Raw genomic sequence first — 16,349 nt, 5'->3', positions numbered from 1 at the left:
AAATAAAAGAAGAAAAAGATTGTTAAAAAGCTAATTATATAAGTTTTAATAATAAGGAGAGTTACTATGGCTAAAAGAATTATTATAGTAGGTGGAGTTGCAGGAGGAGCATCAACTGCAGCAAGACTTAGAAGATTAGATGAAAATGCAGAAATAATTATGTTTGAAAAGGGTGAATATATATCTTTTGCTAATTGTGGTCTTCCGTATTATATAGGAGAGACAATTAAGGAAAGAGATAATTTAATTGTTCAGACAGTAGAAGAAATGAGTGGGAAATTTAATTTAGATATAAGAAATCTAAGTGAAGTTATCAATATAGATAAAGAAAATAAAAAAGTTACTGTAAAAAATTATAAAACAGGAGATATTTATGAAGAAAATTATGATGTGCTAGTTCTATCACCAGGTGCAAGTCCAATAAGACCAGGAATTTCAGGTATTGATGAATGTGATAATTTATTTACACTTAGAAATATTCCAGATACAGATAAGATAAAAGATTATGTCGATAATCATAAACCTAAAAATGCAGTTGTTATAGGTGGAGGATTCATAGGTCTTGAAATGGCTGAAAATCTCTATGAAAGAGGGATAGATGTTACTCTAGTAGAAGCTAGTGAACAAGTTATGGCTCCTTTAGATATAGAGATGGTAAGTATAATTCATGAGCATTTAATAGACAAAAATGTAGAGCTAATTTTAAAAGATGGAGTAAAAGTATTTAAAAATAAAGGTAGAAAAGTGGTATTAAATAGTGGTAAAGAAATAAGTGCAGATATGATTGTATTGTCTATAGGAGTAAGGCCTGAAACTACAATAGCTAAGGAAGCTAATTTAAAGTTAAATGATAGAGGTGCTATTGTAATTGATAAATATATGAAGACATCTGATGAAAATATTTATGCATTAGGTGATGCTGTAGAAGTTATGGATTTTGTAAACAAAAAACCTACAATGATTCCATTAGCTTGGCCTGCAAACAGACAAGGAAGAATAGTTGCAGATAATATTTGTGGAAGAAATTCTGAGTATAAAGGTACTCTTGGTTCATCAGTTTCAAAAGTATTTGATTATACTGTAGCTACAACTGGAAACAATGAAAAAACTCTAAAAAGACTAGGAATTAATTATAAAACTATTCATATTCACCCAGGATCACATGCAGGATATTACCCAGGCTCTTTTCCTATAGCATTAAAAATGATATTTGATCCTAAGACTGGGAATATATTTGGAGCCCAAGGGGTAGGCATGGATGGAGTTGAAAAGCGAATAGATATAATAGCTACAGCAATAAAAGGTAATCTTAATGTTTATGATTTACAAGATATTGAAGTGTGCTATGCACCACCATATAATTCAGCAAAAGATCCAGTAAATATGTTAGGATATTATGCTTCGAATATAATGGAAGGTCTTGTAGAGACAATTCAGTGGCATGAGGTAGATAAAATTGATAAAGAAAAATCAATAATATTAGATGTGAGAGAAGAATTTGAGCTTGTTACAGGGAAAATTGATAACTCCATGCATATTCCTCTTGGAAAACTTCGAGATAGGTTAGATCAAATACCAAAAGATAAAAATATTTATGTTACGTGTCAAGTTGGTTTAAGAGGATATGTTGCTTCACAAATATTGAAGCAACATGGAATAAATGCTATTAATGTGGATGGAGGTATAAAAACATACTCCTATGTAAAAAGAGCTGAAGAAAGTATAGGAAATCAGCAGATAAAAAATAAAAAACTAAATGAAGAGGTAGCAGTTATGGATTTAGAGGATTTAGATATAACAGAGATAAATGCAAAGGTAAGTTTAAATGCTTGTGGACTTCAATGTCCGGGGCCAATAAGGAGAGTTTTTGAAGAAATAAATAAAATGGAAGATGGAGAAGTTCTTGAAGTTAAGGCTAGTGACCCTGGTTTCAGCAAGGATATTAAATCATGGTGTGAGAAAACTAATAATTCCTTATTAAAATCAGAATTTAATAAGAATGAAAAAGCTTTTGTAGCTTATGTACAAAAGGGAACAAATAAAAAAGAAACTGGTAATGCAGTAGTAGCAGCTGAAAAAAATGGTGCAACCTTAGTTGTATTTAGCGGCGATTTAGATAAAGCTATAGCTTCATTTATAATTGCTACAGGAGCTGCTTCTATGGGAAAAGAAGTAACTATGTTCTTCACTTTTTGGGGTCTTAATATATTGAAAAGCAAAAATAAGCCAAAGGTTAACAAAGATTCCATGGAAAAGATGTTTGATATGATGTTACCATCACATCCTGGTAAGTTGCCATTATCTCAAATGAATATGATGGGAATGGGATCTGCTATGATAAAACAAATAATGAAAAAGCATAATGTTGATGACTTAGAAACATTAATAGAAAATGCTATTAAAATGGGAGTTAAAGTTGTTGCATGTGCTATGAGTATGGAACTTATGGGAATTAAGGAAGAAGAATTTATTGATGGAGTTGAAATTGGTGGAGTTGCTTCATATTTAGGATCTACTGAAGATTCAGGATTAAACTTATTTATTTAATATTAAAAAGTAAATTTTTATTTATAAAAATACCGTATTTTTAGGCAATACGGTATTTTTTGTGTATTAAGTTATTCTATTCACTTGAAGCATTTACGGTTAATACTTTTATTCCTTTATCCTTTATTTGTTTAATTTCTTTTTCGTCAGCATTTGAATCAGTAACTAAATAAGATATTCTATTAATTTCACCAACTAGAAAGTTGTGATTTTTACCTACTTTTGAGTTGTCAGCCAAAATTATTGTTGAACCAGTACATTTTTTTAACATCATTGAATTAATAGTTGTTTCTTGAAGTACACAAGTGCTAATTCCTAAGTTAGCACTTATGCCACTAACTCCAAGAAAACATTTATCTGCGGAAATTTTAGATATCAGTTGCGCAGCATAATCTCCAACCATGCAAAGTTTTTTTCTGCTAACTTCACCTCCAGTTAGAATTAAATCAATATTGGGACTAGTTGATATTTGAAGTGCTTTCCCATTATTAGTGACTACAGTAACATGTTTATCTTCTAAATATTCAAGTATTAGAAGAGCTGTAGAACTAGAGTTTATGAATATTATATCACCATCTTCTATTAATTCAGCTGCACGCTTAGCTATTGAATGTTTAAGTGATAAATATTCTTCAGTAGAATGATTGAATGAAGGATCATCATCTAATTCTTTTGATATAAGTTTTGCACCTCCATAAAACTTTTCAACTATTCCATTTTGTTCAAATAGTTGTAAATCTCTTCGTATAGTTATTGGAGAAACTCCTAATTTTTTTGAAAGGTCATCTATTTTCACTGTTTCATTATCTTTTAAATATTGTAGTATGAGTTGTTGTCTTTTAGATACCAAACTATTACTGTTTTTCATAATTATTCACAAATCCTCCTAACTTTTAAGATAAACTTATTAATTGATTTTCAGTGATTTATCATTAAAAATGTCTCTTTATTTATATTATATATATATATGGAAAAAATCAATCAAAAGACTCGGAAAAATGATTAACTAAAAGAACAATGAACTTAAAAAGGCTTTTTATGTTCATTTTATGAACTTTTTTATGAAAAAAGTGAGCTTTTTGATAAAAAACTATTGATTAATGTTCAGGAATAAGTTATTATTAACATAAAGAAAACGATAACAATTAATTTTATGAACGATTCGTTCGCTGAATGAGTTGTTTAAATAAACATTAAACAAAGCAACTGAGTTTTAAGGAGGAATTTAATATGGGAAAAATTAATGAAATTACTAGAGAATCATGGATATTAAGTACATTTCCAGAATGGGGAACATGGCTTAATGAAGAAATAGAACAAGAAGTGGTTAAACCAGGTACATTTGCAATGTGGTGGTTAGGATGTACAGGTATATGGGTTAAATCTGAAGGAAATGCAAATTTTTGTATAGACTTATGGGTTAATAGTGGAAAGAAAACAAAGGCGAATCCGCTAATGAAATCTCAACATCAACATCAAAGAATGATTGGTTGTAAAGCGATGCAGCCAAATTTAAGAAATTCAGTTTGTGTAATTGATCCTTTTGCAATTAAAGAAGTAGATGCTATTTTAGCAACTCATGATCATAGTGATCATATTGATGCAAATGTTGCAGCTGCGGTAATGCAAAATTGCTCTTCAGATGTAAAATTTATAGGACCAGAAGCTTGTGTTGAGCTTTGGAAAAAATGGGGAGTTCCAGCTGAAAGGTGTATTGCTGTGAAACCAGGTGATGTTATAAAAATTAAGGATACAGAAATAGTAGCACTTGATTCTTTTGATAGAACAGAACTTGTTACAGCACCACAAGGAGTTACTCTAAAGGATAGAATGCCACAAGATATGGACAAGCTAGCTGTAAATTATCTTATAAAGACTCCAGGTGGAAATTTGTATCATAGTGGAGATTCTCACTATTCAAATTATTACGCAAAGCATGGGAATGAACATAAAATAGATGTTGCGTTAGGTTCATATGGAGAGAATCCAAGGGGAATGACAGATAAAATGACTTCTGTAGATATGTTAAGAATGGCTGAATGTTTAAATACAAAAGTAGTTATTCCATTTCATCATGATATTTGGACAAACTTCATGGCAGATCCAAAAGAAATAATTGTATTGTGGAATATGAAAAGGGATAGACTAAAATATCAATTCAAACCATTCATTTGGGAAGTTGGAGGAAAGTTTGTTTATCCAAATGATAAAGATAATATGGAATATCATCATGATAGAGGATTCCATGATGCATTTGCAATAGAACCAGATCTACCATTTAGATCATTACTATAATAAAAGGATACCCTATTATTTTTGGAGGTGAGGATTTTGTTCAAAGAATTATTGGAGAAAAAAAGATATTCCTTTCATGAGGGATTTGATAATTGGGAAGATGCTGTTAAAGCAGCAGTAGAACCTCTTATTGAGGAAGGGGTAGCTTTACCAGAGTATGTTGATGAAATTATTAATTCAGTTAAAAAGCATGGGCCATATATTGTTATAGCACCAAATATCTGTATACCACATGCACAAGAAGGAAAAGGTGTTAATGATACAGCAATTTGCTTTATGAAAACAGATAAACCAGTTCATTTTAGCGATGATCCAGAACATGATGCACAACTGTTTTTTGTATTAGCTTCAACAGATAATGAAAAGCATATGAAAAATCTTATGCAATTAGTTGAATTTATTGAAGATGAAAATATTGTTAAAAGATTGTTGGAATCACATTGTTATGATGATATTAAAGACTTAGTTTAAAATAAAAGAGCGTTAATTAAGGAAAAATGTGCTTTCAAAGATTAAGTAGTAGCATAGTATCAGATGTTAATTTTGAAAGCACATAATATATCATTATTTAAATAATCAGAAAATTAAAAAATTGGAGGGTGTGAACATGGATATAATATTAATGGGCTGGAACTTTTTCCAGACAAATATTCTTACTCAACCGGCATTTTTCATAGGATTTATAGTATTAATTGGATATTTATTGTTAGGTAAGCCAATATATGATGCTATAGCAGGTTTTATTAAAGCTACAGTTGGTTATTTAATATTAAATGTTGCAGCGGGAGGATTAGTTAGTAACTTTAGACCAATATTAGCAGGACTTAAAGATAGGTTCAACTTAACAGCAGCAGTAATAGACCCGTACTTTGGTCAAACGGCAGCACAAACTGCTATAGAAAAAGCAGGAAGATCATTTTCGCTTATGATGATAGTTTTACTTATAGCATTTATATTTAACATTATCTTAGTGCTACTTAGAAAATGGACTAAAGTTCGTACTGTATTTATAACAGGTCATATAATGGTTCAACAATCTTCTACAGCTTTATGGATGGTATTGTTCTGTTTCCCTGGTATTCCAGATATGAAAGCAGTAATATTATTAGGTTTATTACTTGGAACTTATTGGTCAATTTCTTCTAACCTTACAGTTGAAGCAACTCAAGAATTAACTGAAGGCGGTGGATTTGCAATTGGACATCAACAAATGTTTGGTGTTTGGTTAACAGATAAAGTTGCTAAAAAGTTTGGGAATAAAGGAAAGAAAATAGAAGATTTAAAACTTCCAGGATTTCTTTCAATCTTTAATGATAACGTTGTAGCAACAGGTATTTTAATGATGGTTTTCTTTGGTGTAATAATGGGTATACTAGGAACAGATTTGATGCATGAAATAGATAAAGGATTTGCAGCAAATAGAAATTTTGGATTCTACATAATGGAAAAATCTTTAAACTTTGCAGTTTACTTAAGCATATTACAGCTTGGTGTAAGAATGTTCGTTTCAGAACTTACTGTATCATTCCAAGGTATTTCTAATAAAATATTACCAGGTTCAGTTCCAGCAGTTGATTGTGCAGCAGTATATGGATTTGGTCATGCTAATGCTATAACAATTGGATTCATATTTGGAGCATTAGGGCAACTACTTATAATATTAGGTCTTGTTGTATTCAAAAGCCCAGTATTAATAATCACTGGATTCGTACCAGTGTTCTTCGATAATGCAACTTTTGCAGTGTTCGCAAATAAAAGAGGTGGACTAAAGGCAGCTATGATTATTCCATTCATATCAGGAATGATCCAAGTTGCGGGAGGAGCATTTGCAGCATACTTCTTCCAAACAGCACAATTTGGTGGATGGCATGGAAACTTTGACTGGGATACAGTATGGCCAGTAATTGGAGTATTTATGAAATATGGTGGATATTTTGGGGTTGCTGCAGCTATTTTAGCAATGCTTGCTATACCACAACTTCAATATAGAAAAAATAAAAAACATTACTTTACAGTTACTGAAGATTATGAAGCATATGCAAATGATATGGTTAAAGAAAATTAATATTAATAAATGTAGGAGGGATTAGTTATGTTAAAGGTAATTGCAGCTTGTGGAAATGGAATGGGTTCAAGTCAAATAATTAAAATGAAAATTGAAAAGGTATTCAAAAAGTTAAAAATAGATGTTCAAATTCATCATACTAGTGTTGGAGAAGCAAAAACTCAGGCATCTAGCTACGATGTGGTATTTTGTTCGGAAGCATTAAAAAATAATTTTGCCCAAGCAGAAAAATCAGGAACAATAATTATTGGACTTAAAAATCTTTTATCTGAACAAGAAATTGAACAAAAAATAGCTGAAAATATAGTTGATAAAAAATAGAGAAGATACTTTGTAGGATTTATTGAAATATATATGTATTTTAATAAATCCTACAAATTTAATGAGGTGAATGGATATATGAAAATAGTAAAAAAACATTTGGATGAAATGTTCCGCGCATATGCAGCAAGTTCAATAGAAATCGATGGTCAATTACAATTGTTAGTAGCATCTGAAGAAAAAGGACATCCTTGCTATTCGTATAGTGGAAAAGATTTTAATCATCGACATACAGTTTGGGATAATGGTGGAGGATGTATGTCAATTATTCCAATTCCTAATCGAAAGAATGAATTTTTAGCTGTTCGTGATTTTTATTTAAAGGAAACTCCAAGTAGTGCTCGCTTAGTATGGGGACATTTAGTAGATGGAGAATGGGTAACTGAGACAGTTGCAAAGTTACCATATTTACATCGTTTTGATGTGTGGGATGTTGATGGAGAAATTTATGTTGTATGTGCAACTATAGCTGATGAAAAAGCTTCAAAAGATGACTGGAGCCATTCAGGAACAATATATTATGCTAAGTTATCACAAGTGCCAACTGATGGATTGGAACTTAAGGTTCTTAAGGATGGATTGTTTAAAAATCATGGATATACTCGTCATATGGTTGATGGTAAACCATGTGGAACTTTTGGATGTGATCAAGGAGTATTTGAAGTTATTCCTCACAAAGATAGTGAATGGGAAGTTAAGCATCTGATGGATGGACAAGTTAGTGAAGTTGCTTGGTGTGATTTAGATAATGATGGTAAAGATGAATTGATGACCATTGAACCATTCCATGGAAATTCAATAAAGATTTATAAACTTATAGATGGGAAATATACTGAAATTTATTCTTATCCATATGAAATAGATTTTGCTCATACATTAGTAGGAACAACACTTTGTGGCATTCCAAGTTTTGTTGGTGGTGTAAGACGCAAAGAGGCGGAGTTGTTTTATATACAGTGGGTTGATGGAAAATGCCAAGAGACAATTATTGAAAAAGGTGTTGGTCCAGCCAATGTTGCCATAATAAATTTAGAGGATTGTGATTTGATAGTATCAGCTAATCATACTGATAATAAAGCAGCAGTGTATACAATAACAAGAGAATAAAATTAAACTTTTTAAAACAAATAGTTTAGAGATTTATAGAGTGGAGTGAATAATATGTTAGAAGATTTAAAGAAAAAAGTATATGAAGCAAATAAGCTTCTTCCAAAATATAAATTGATAACATTTACTTGGGGAAATGTTTCAGCAATTGATAGAGAATCTGGACTTATTGTCATTAAGCCTTCAGGTGTTGAGTATGACGATATGACTGCTGATGATATGGTGGTTGTAGATCTTGAAGGTAAAGTGGTTGAAGGAAAATTAAATCCTTCATCAGATACACCAACTCACGTAAAATTATATAAAGATTTTAGAAATATAGGAGGAGTAGTGCATACACATTCTAGGTGGGCAACAATTTTTGCTCAGGCAGGAAAGGGAATAAGTGCTTATGGTACTACTCAAGCTGACTACTTCTATGGACAGATTCCTTGCACTAGAGATATGACTAAAGTGGAAATAGAAAATAATTATGAATATAATACTGGAGTTGTAATTAGTGAAACTTTTAAAGGATTGAATCCCAATCAAATGCCAGCAGTATTAGTGAAAAATCATGGGCCTTTCACATGGGGAAAAGATGCTTTTGATGCAGTTCATAATGCGGTTGTATTAGAAGAAGTAGCAATGATGGCTTTTAATACGGAAATAATTACAAATTCCTCAGTGAATTCAATGCCTAAGAGTTTATTAGATAAGCACTTTATGAGAAAACATGGACCAAACGCATATTATGGACAAAAAAATATTGAAGGGTAAGGTAGGTAATTAATATGAAGGATTATATGTTAGGACTTTATGAAAAATCAATGCCTAACCAGTTAACTTGGAAAGAAAAATTATCATGCGCTAAAGAATCAGGTTTTGATTTTCTTGAAATAAGTGTAGATGAAACAGATGAGAAACTTAGTAGGTTAGATATGTCAAAAGAAGAAAGGCTTGAAATTGTTAAGGCGATGATGGAAACTAGTCTTCCTATAAGAACTATGTGTCTTAGTGGACATAGAAAATATCCTTTAGGTAGTAGTGATGAAAATGTTAGAAATCGTGGACTTGAAATAATGGAAAAGGCAATCGACTTAGCTTGTGATTTAGGAGTAAGAATAATTCAGATAGCAGGATATGATGTGTATTATGAAGAATCAACAGGAGAAACTAGAGAATTATTTAAAAGAAATTTAGCTGAATGTGTTAAAATTGCAGGTAAAAAAGGAGTGATTTTAGCCTTTGAAACTATGGAAACAGAATTTATGAATACTGTAGAAAAAGCAATGAATTATGTTAATTCAATAAAATCTCCTTATCTTCAAGTTTATCCTGATTGTGGAAATATGAAAAATGCTTCACTTTTATATAATACAAGTGTTACTGATGATATTAAAAAAGGTGAAGGACATATTAGTGCAATGCATTTAAAAGAAACTGTTCCAGGAAAGTTTAGAGAAATCCCTTTTGGAACTGGGCATGTGGATTTTGAAGAAATAATTAAAACCGCATGGTTAATTGGGGTAAGAAAATATGTTGCAGAGTTTTGGTATGTTGGAAACGATAATTGGAGAGAAGAAATAATTAAAGCAAGAAAATTTATGGACAAGCATTTTTATGAATCTTTGAAGGATGTGAAATAATATTAAAAAATGACTGTAGAAAAGTAAGTTATCTACAGTCATTTTTTTATTTGCTGAATGCTTTTATATTATTACTAATATCATTATTTTTAAATAGGTCAGAGCCAACAACCAATAAATCTGCTCCAGCGTTTAAAATATCTTTATAATTTGAAGATTTCACACCACCATCTACACTGATATTAAAAGATAAATTTAAGTCTTCTTTAAGTGATTTAAGTTCATTAATTTTATCTAAAGTAAATGGAATAAATGATTGTCCACCAAATCCAGGATTAACGCTCATAATTAGAACTAAATCAACATCATGAATTATATGTTTAAGTGAACTTATTGGGGTAGCTGGATTTATTGCGATACCTGCTTTAATGTTATAAGATTTTATCTGTTGTATTAATCTATGTAAGTGGTGATTCCCCTCATAATGTACTGTAATAATATCTGCTCCATAATCTACAAATTCTTTAATAAAATTAGATGGATTATTAATCATAAGGTGTACATCTAAAGTTAGTTTAGTTGAAGATCTTATTGCTTGCAAAATGGGAAAACCAAAAGAAATATTAGGAACAAATTGGCCGTCCATTATATCTATATGAATAGTTTCTATATTATTGTTTTCAAGTTCTTGTATTTGAGAACCTAGATTTAAAAAATCAGCTGAGAGAACAGAAGGTAAAATTTTTTTCATAGTTAAAACTCCTTTTTAATAATTATTTTGATATTGAAGTAGTTTATGTATTGTTTTATCATCAGTTATTAAAGTTTTTATATAACCACCCCTTAAAGCTCCTAAAAGCGCTTTAGATTTATTTTCTCCACTAGCTATACATATTACATTTTCAATATTTTTCAAATCATCTAGTTCAAGACCAATTAATTTTTTATCAATATCTAGATCAATCTTGTTTCCGTTTATGTCAATAAAATGTGCACATATATGACCTACAGCACCTTTTGATTGAAGATGATGTCTAGTATAGCTATTTAGATAGCCGCGCCATAAGGTGGTCTCTGATTCATTATCAACAGTGCCAAGTCCGGTAAGTACAATATTTGAGTGTTTAGCTAAGTTTAATGTATCAGCTATTATTGGATCTTTAATTAGGGTTTCTTTAGAAGTTATATCTTCAACATAAAGAGGGGCATACAAATAGTGATATTTTCCGCCATAAGTTTGGGCAATTCTTCTAGTTAAATCTATTGCATCTATTTCAGGATTGTTTTTAGAAGCAGCCCCCATAATTTGAACAACTGTTAGTGGAATATTTTTATTATTGTTTAAGAAATTTATAGTGTTAAAAATAGTTTTACCCCAAGATACTCCTAGTATAGTATCTTTATCTATAATATTTTCTAAGTAGTATGCTCCAAGTCTTCCGAGTTTAGAAAGAATTTCGTTACTAGAAGAGTTTTTAGTATTAAGGACACGAATATCTTTTAAATTAAACATATTTGTAATCTGATCTTCTAAATCAATATCTCTTTCCCATGGTTCATTAATTTTAATTTGAACTACACCTTTATCTTTTGCTTCTTTTAGAAGTCTTGAAATCTTAGAACGAGAGGTGAAGATTCTATTTGCAATTTCTGACTGAGTCATATTGTGATTGTAATATAAACTAGCAACCTCAGATAAGAGAAATAATTTTTCGTTTTCATTTAAATTATCATAATCTTTCATTATTATCACCTATATTTGAGTAAATTTTAATTATATGAATAAATGTTCATCTAATTATATAAAATTTATGAAGTTATATCAATGAAAATGAATAAAATCGAAAAGAATAATGCACATATGTGCATTAGTTGAGAATATGTTGAATGAACAAAAAACATATGTTACTATTTAGACAAGATAGAAAAACGTTTAAATTTATTCTCAGAAAGTAGGAGGTTAAAGGAATGGATAAAGAAGTTCTGTTTAATAAGTCAAAAGAAATAAGAAAGAATATTATTGAAATGATATATGAGGCTAAATCAGGACATCCAGGTGGAGCTCTATCATGTACAGATATTATTACATATTTATATTTTGAAAGGATGAAGGTTTATGTAAACGAACCTCATAAAGATGGTAGAGATAGATTTGTATTAAGCAAGGGTCATGCAGCTCCTGCACTTTATGCTACTTTAGCAGAAAAAGGTTTCTTTTGTAAGGATGAGTTAATGAAATTAAGGAAGATAGGAGCTTTACTTCAAGGACATCCAGATGCTAAGAATATTCCAGGTGTAGATGTATCTACTGGATCACTAGGGCAAGGGATTTCAAATGCTGTTGGAATGGCATTAGGATTAAAGTTAGAAAATAAAGATTCAAAGGTTTATGTTCTATTAGGCGATGGAGAACTTCAAGAGGGGTTAGTATGGGAAGCAGCAATGTGTGCAGCTCATTATAAATTAGATAATCTAGTGGCTATAGTTGACTATAATGGACTACAAATAGATGGGAAAAATGAAGAAGTTATGAGCATTAGTCCATTAGATGAAAAGTGGAAAAGCTTTGGATGGAAAGTAATAAAATGTGATGGTCATGATTATGAAGAACTTGATAAGGCTTTTGAAGAAGCAGATAAGGCAAATAATACTCCTGTAGTGATTATTGCTAAGACTATAAAAGGAAAAGGGGTAAGTTTCATGGAAAATCAGGCTGGATGGCATGGACAAGCACCTAACTTAGAACAAAAAGAAAAAGCAATAACAGAGATTTGCGGATAGGAGGAAAGTTAATATGGGAAAAGCAACAAGAGAGTCATATGGAATGGCGTTAGTACAATTAGGAGAAAGCAATGAGGATGTTGTAGTTTTAGATGCAGATCTTTCAAAGTCTACAAAAACTAATGGCTTTAAATCAAAATTTGATGATAGATTTTTTAATATAGGAATAGCTGAGCAAAATATGATGGGAGTAGCTGCTGGACTTGCTAACGTTGGGAAGATACCATTTGTAAGTACATTTGCAGTGTTTGCAACAGGAAGAGCTTTTGAAGTTATAAGAAATTCAATATGTTATCCAAAGATGAATGTAAAAATTGCAGTGACTCATGCGGGCATAACTGTAGGTGAAGATGGTGGTTCACATCAATCAATTGAAGATATTGCTTTAATGAGTGCATTACCAAATATGACAGTAATAGTTCCATCAGATCATAGAGAAGCAATGGCAGCTGTTCATGCAGCAGCTGAAATAAAAGGTCCTGTATATTTAAGATTTGGAAGATGTAATACAGAAGACATATTCGATGATAACTATAAATTTGAAATTGGCAAAGGTGTAGAAATTAAATCAGGAAATGATGTAGCAATAATAGCTACAGGTATGATGGTTCAAAAAGCTATCAAGGCAGCAGAAAAATTAGAAAAAGAAAATATAAGTGCAAGAGTAATAAATATTTCAACAATTAAACCAATAGATGAGGAAATAATTTTAAAAGCTGCTAGAGAAACCAAGGCTATAGTAACTGCAGAAGAGCATTCTATAATAGGTGGACTTGGAGCTATGGTTTCTAGTTTAGTGTGTGACAAGCATCCAACAATAGTAAAGAAGATAGGTATTAATGATGTTTTTGGTGAATCAGGAACACCAGATGAGTTAATGGAGAAATACAAATTAACAGATGATGAAATAGTTAGAGTAGTAAAAGAAACCATAACAAAATAGAAAGTTAATTTAGAAATATAGATTAAAACGAGGAGTGATTAAAATGAAAATATTTATTGATACTGCCAATGTTGAAGAAATTAGAGAAGCTAGCAAATTAGGAGTATTAGCTGGGGTTACAACAAATCCATCATTAATAGCTAAAGAAGGAAGAGATTTAAAAGAAGTAGTTGAAGAAATTTGCTCAATAGTAGATGGACCAATAAGTGCTGAAGTTATCAGCTTAGAATCAGAAAAAATGATAATAGAAGCAAGGGAATTAGTTAAATTACATAAGAACATAGTAATCAAAATACCAATGTGTGAAGAAGGATTAAAGGCAGTAAGTGTGCTATCAAAAGAAGGAATAAAAACAAATGTAACTTTGATTTTTTCACCACTTCAAGCATTACTAGCAGCAAGAGCTGGAGCTACATATGTAAGTCCATTTTTAGGAAGATTAGATGATATAGGGAATCCAGGGATAGATATAATAAAGCAAATTGTAAAGATTTTTGAAGTACATGATATTAAGAGTGAAATAATATCAGCAAGTGTAAGAAATCCAATGCATGTACTAGATGTTGCAATGGCAGGATCACATATTGCAACAATTCCATATAGTGTTATAATTCAGATGACTAAACATACATTAACAGACCAAGGAATTCAAAAATTCTTAGAAGATTATGATAAGGCTTTTGGTAATAATTAATTAGCTAGACAAATGTATTTTTATATATAAATTAATAACAATTAAGTGCTACTGTGAAATATAAGTTAGATTTATATTTTGCAGTAGCACTTACATTTTACAGATATGATTATTTATTATGAATTTAGTATCATTCCAAGAATATAATATTATATTGAGTTGATGATTTTATTGTCAAAAGGGGTTGAAGCTATTTGTATAGGAGTGTTAGGTATACTCAACCAAATAATCCTACAAATTTTGAAAGGCATGAAATGTTACAAGTTGCATTAAAAGAAGCAAAGCATATTGAAGATTTTGATAGTATAATAGAACTTTTAAGTCCACCAATGGACATTACAACAATTGGAGTTCCAGGAGAGTTTAAGGGAGTAAAAGTTGGAATAATTGGAGGGGGTCTTGCTGGCCTTTGTTCTGCTTTCGAATTGAGAAAACTAGGCTTTGACATGACTATTTTTGAAATGCAAAAAGAGCGTATAGGAGGCAGGGTTTATACCTATTATTTTGATAGAGAAAAAAGATATTATGGTGAAGTTGGAGCTATGCGAATACCTGTATCCCATGAAACTATTTGGCACTATATTAATCTTTTTAAATTAAAAACTAGACCTTTTATTCAAAACAATGAAAATGCAATTATATATGTAAGAAATAGACGAGCTAGAAATGACTCCAAGGGTATAAGTGTAATGGAAAATATTTATCCGGAATTTGAATTAAATACATGGGAAAGAGGTACTTCATGGCAAGAACTTATAGAGTATGCATTAGGAACTAATCTTTTAAAACTTAACCCAATGGTGAGAAGAGAAATATTACAAGTAAAAGAGGAGTATTCTCCCATGATTAAGTATTTAGGGAGTTTTGGAGTACGTAGAGTTTTCGAAGAAATGGGTTTAAGTGAAGGTGCTATTGAATTAATTTCATGTGTAGCTCCATTTTTGGGATCATTTTATTATAATAGTTACTATGAAAATCTCCAGGAAGATTACACGGTAGATTCTGCATTTAGATACGAGCTAGTAGGAGGCTCAGTTAATTTGCCTCTTGCTTTTTATTATTCACTCATATCTAAAAGACCTAAAGATTATCAGAATATAGAAGAAAGCAATTTAGGAAATGTAACGTGGAAAAACGGTAAAGCAGTTACTGGAATTTATAAAAATAATGATAAAATCATTCTTGAGTATAGGAATCAAATAACTTCAGAAATTTCTTTAGAGGAGTTTGATTTTGTTATTTGTACGATTCCTTTTTCAAGTCTTCGTAATGTAAGAGTATATCCTATGTTTAGCAATAAAAAAATGCAAGCTATTAAAGAAGTAAAATATGTATCTTCACAGAAGACAGCTTTTATGTGTAGTGAACGTTTTTGGGAAAAAGGTAATGCCAAGGAGAAAATAATAGGAGGAGGAACATACACAGATCTATCTATCGGAACTATTTGGTATCCGGGTTATCATAGTGTAATAAATAGTGATAATTATAATTCATACAAGGAACCAGGAGTATTATTGGCATCATATAATCTTGAACAGGATGCTATACGTTTGGGAAACCTAGAGGATAGAATACGTACTGAGGAAATAAAGAGACAAGTTGAGGCAGTTCACGGACTTAAGAGGGGATATCTTGATTATGTAGTGGAAAATTATAAAACTGTACACTGGAATGAGGAAGAAGGATTTTATGGTGCATTTTGTTATTTCATGCCTGAGCAACAAGCTGAATTTTCCTATTCAATGTCAACACCAGAATATAATAATAGAGTATATTTCGCAGGTGAACATACATCTTTAACCCATGGTTGGATGCAAGGAGCATTAAATAGTGGGATGAAAGCTGCAAATTCCTTAGTGGAGTATTGTAAAGTTATTAAGTAAATATCACATATTAAAAACTGAATTTGATTAATTTCAAATTCAGTTTTTTAATGGGACTTTTAGATATATATTGTAATAATATGAATATATTAGTTAAAAACCCAGGAGAAATATGTTATTATAATAATGGTATATTGTAAAAAAA

The 16,349-nt window shown here is 30.8% G+C and carries 15 protein-coding genes; 12 read left to right on the top strand and 3 right to left on the bottom strand.

Features of this window, described 5'->3' with window-relative positions:
* Window positions 1-66 precede the first annotated feature (66 nt).
* On the top strand, window positions 67-2,547 hold the full coding sequence (locus tag H9661_RS05515; protein WP_191767901.1) for a CoA-disulfide reductase: 2,481 nt from the start codon (window positions 67-69) through the stop codon (window positions 2,545-2,547).
* Between the two features lie 76 nt (window positions 2,548-2,623).
* Here H9661_RS05515 and H9661_RS05510 read toward each other — a convergent pair whose 3' ends face one another.
* Window positions 2,624-3,415 carry a DeoR/GlpR family DNA-binding transcription regulator gene (locus tag H9661_RS05510; protein WP_143316707.1) on the bottom strand — a complete coding sequence of 264 codons (792 nt, stop codon included), beginning with the start codon at window positions 3,413-3,415 and terminating at the stop codon, window positions 2,624-2,626.
* A gap of 362 nt (window positions 3,416-3,777) precedes the next feature.
* Between H9661_RS05510 and ulaG the strand changes: the two genes are divergently transcribed.
* The 7 genes from ulaG to H9661_RS05475 all read left to right on the top strand — a co-directional run bounded on the left by ulaG (window position 3,778) and on the right by H9661_RS05475 (window position 9,963).
* A complete protein-coding gene (gene ulaG / locus H9661_RS05505) occupies window positions 3,778-4,842 on the top strand; it encodes an L-ascorbate 6-phosphate lactonase (protein WP_143316708.1) in 1,065 nt (354 codons plus the stop codon).
* Window positions 4,843-4,878: 36 nt separating this feature from the next.
* Complete coding sequence (locus H9661_RS05500) at window positions 4,879-5,313, top strand: PTS sugar transporter subunit IIA (protein ID WP_143316709.1); 435 nt, start codon at window positions 4,879-4,881, stop codon at window positions 5,311-5,313.
* Between the two features lie 136 nt (window positions 5,314-5,449).
* Window positions 5,450-6,907 carry a PTS ascorbate transporter subunit IIC gene (locus H9661_RS05495; protein WP_143316710.1) on the top strand — a complete coding sequence of 486 codons (1,458 nt, stop codon included), beginning with the start codon at window positions 5,450-5,452 and terminating at the stop codon, window positions 6,905-6,907.
* A gap of 27 nt (window positions 6,908-6,934) precedes the next feature.
* Window positions 6,935-7,228, top strand: a complete 294-nt coding sequence (locus H9661_RS05490; RefSeq protein ID WP_143316711.1) for a PTS sugar transporter subunit IIB — start codon at window positions 6,935-6,937, stop codon at window positions 7,226-7,228.
* Between the two features lie 78 nt (window positions 7,229-7,306).
* On the top strand, window positions 7,307-8,335 hold the full coding sequence (locus tag H9661_RS05485; RefSeq protein WP_191767900.1) for a hypothetical protein: 1,029 nt from the start codon (window positions 7,307-7,309) through the stop codon (window positions 8,333-8,335).
* A gap of 54 nt (window positions 8,336-8,389) precedes the next feature.
* Window positions 8,390-9,094 (top strand): L-ribulose-5-phosphate 4-epimerase, encoded by a 705-nt coding sequence (gene araD, locus H9661_RS05480; RefSeq protein ID WP_191767899.1) that lies wholly within the window; start codon window positions 8,390-8,392, stop codon window positions 9,092-9,094.
* A gap of 14 nt (window positions 9,095-9,108) precedes the next feature.
* Window positions 9,109-9,963: an L-ribulose-5-phosphate 3-epimerase gene (locus H9661_RS05475; protein ID WP_143316714.1), complete on the top strand. Its 855-nt coding sequence runs from the start codon at window positions 9,109-9,111 to the stop codon at window positions 9,961-9,963.
* 46 nt (window positions 9,964-10,009) lie between these two features.
* Here the strand turns inward: H9661_RS05475 and rpe are convergent, their stop codons facing one another.
* Both rpe and H9661_RS05465 read right to left on the bottom strand, forming a co-directional pair.
* Window positions 10,010-10,654: a ribulose-phosphate 3-epimerase gene (gene rpe / locus H9661_RS05470; protein ID WP_191767898.1), complete on the bottom strand. Its 645-nt coding sequence runs from the start codon at window positions 10,652-10,654 to the stop codon at window positions 10,010-10,012.
* Window positions 10,655-10,669: 15 nt separating this feature from the next.
* The gene (locus H9661_RS05465; protein ID WP_191767897.1) at window positions 10,670-11,647 is read right to left on the bottom strand and encodes a sugar-binding transcriptional regulator; all 978 of its coding nucleotides are present in this window, start codon (window positions 11,645-11,647) and stop codon (window positions 10,670-10,672) included.
* A 224-nt stretch (window positions 11,648-11,871) separates the two neighbouring features.
* Between H9661_RS05465 and H9661_RS05460 the strand changes: the two genes are divergently transcribed.
* The 4 genes from H9661_RS05460 (at window position 11,872) to H9661_RS05445 (ending at window position 16,204) form a co-directional block, all read left to right on the top strand.
* The gene (locus H9661_RS05460) at window positions 11,872-12,684 is read left to right on the top strand and encodes a transketolase (RefSeq protein ID WP_143316717.1); all 813 of its coding nucleotides are present in this window, start codon (window positions 11,872-11,874) and stop codon (window positions 12,682-12,684) included.
* Window positions 12,685-12,697: 13 nt separating this feature from the next.
* The gene (locus H9661_RS05455; RefSeq protein ID WP_191767896.1) at window positions 12,698-13,627 is read left to right on the top strand and encodes a transketolase family protein; all 930 of its coding nucleotides are present in this window, start codon (window positions 12,698-12,700) and stop codon (window positions 13,625-13,627) included.
* Window positions 13,628-13,670: 43 nt separating this feature from the next.
* The gene (fsa, locus tag H9661_RS05450; RefSeq protein WP_143316719.1) at window positions 13,671-14,321 is read left to right on the top strand and encodes a fructose-6-phosphate aldolase; all 651 of its coding nucleotides are present in this window, start codon (window positions 13,671-13,673) and stop codon (window positions 14,319-14,321) included.
* Window positions 14,322-14,575: 254 nt separating this feature from the next.
* Window positions 14,576-16,204: a flavin monoamine oxidase family protein gene (locus H9661_RS05445; protein ID WP_143316796.1), complete on the top strand. Its 1,629-nt coding sequence runs from the start codon at window positions 14,576-14,578 to the stop codon at window positions 16,202-16,204.
* The last annotated feature ends 145 nt before the right edge of the window (window positions 16,205-16,349 follow it).

Origin of the sequence: Clostridium cibarium, assembly GCF_014836335.1 — a bacterium.
Taxonomy (GTDB): Bacteria; Bacillota; Clostridia; order Clostridiales; family Clostridiaceae; genus Clostridium; species Clostridium cibarium.
This window is presented reverse-complemented; position numbering and strand designations above follow the sequence as displayed.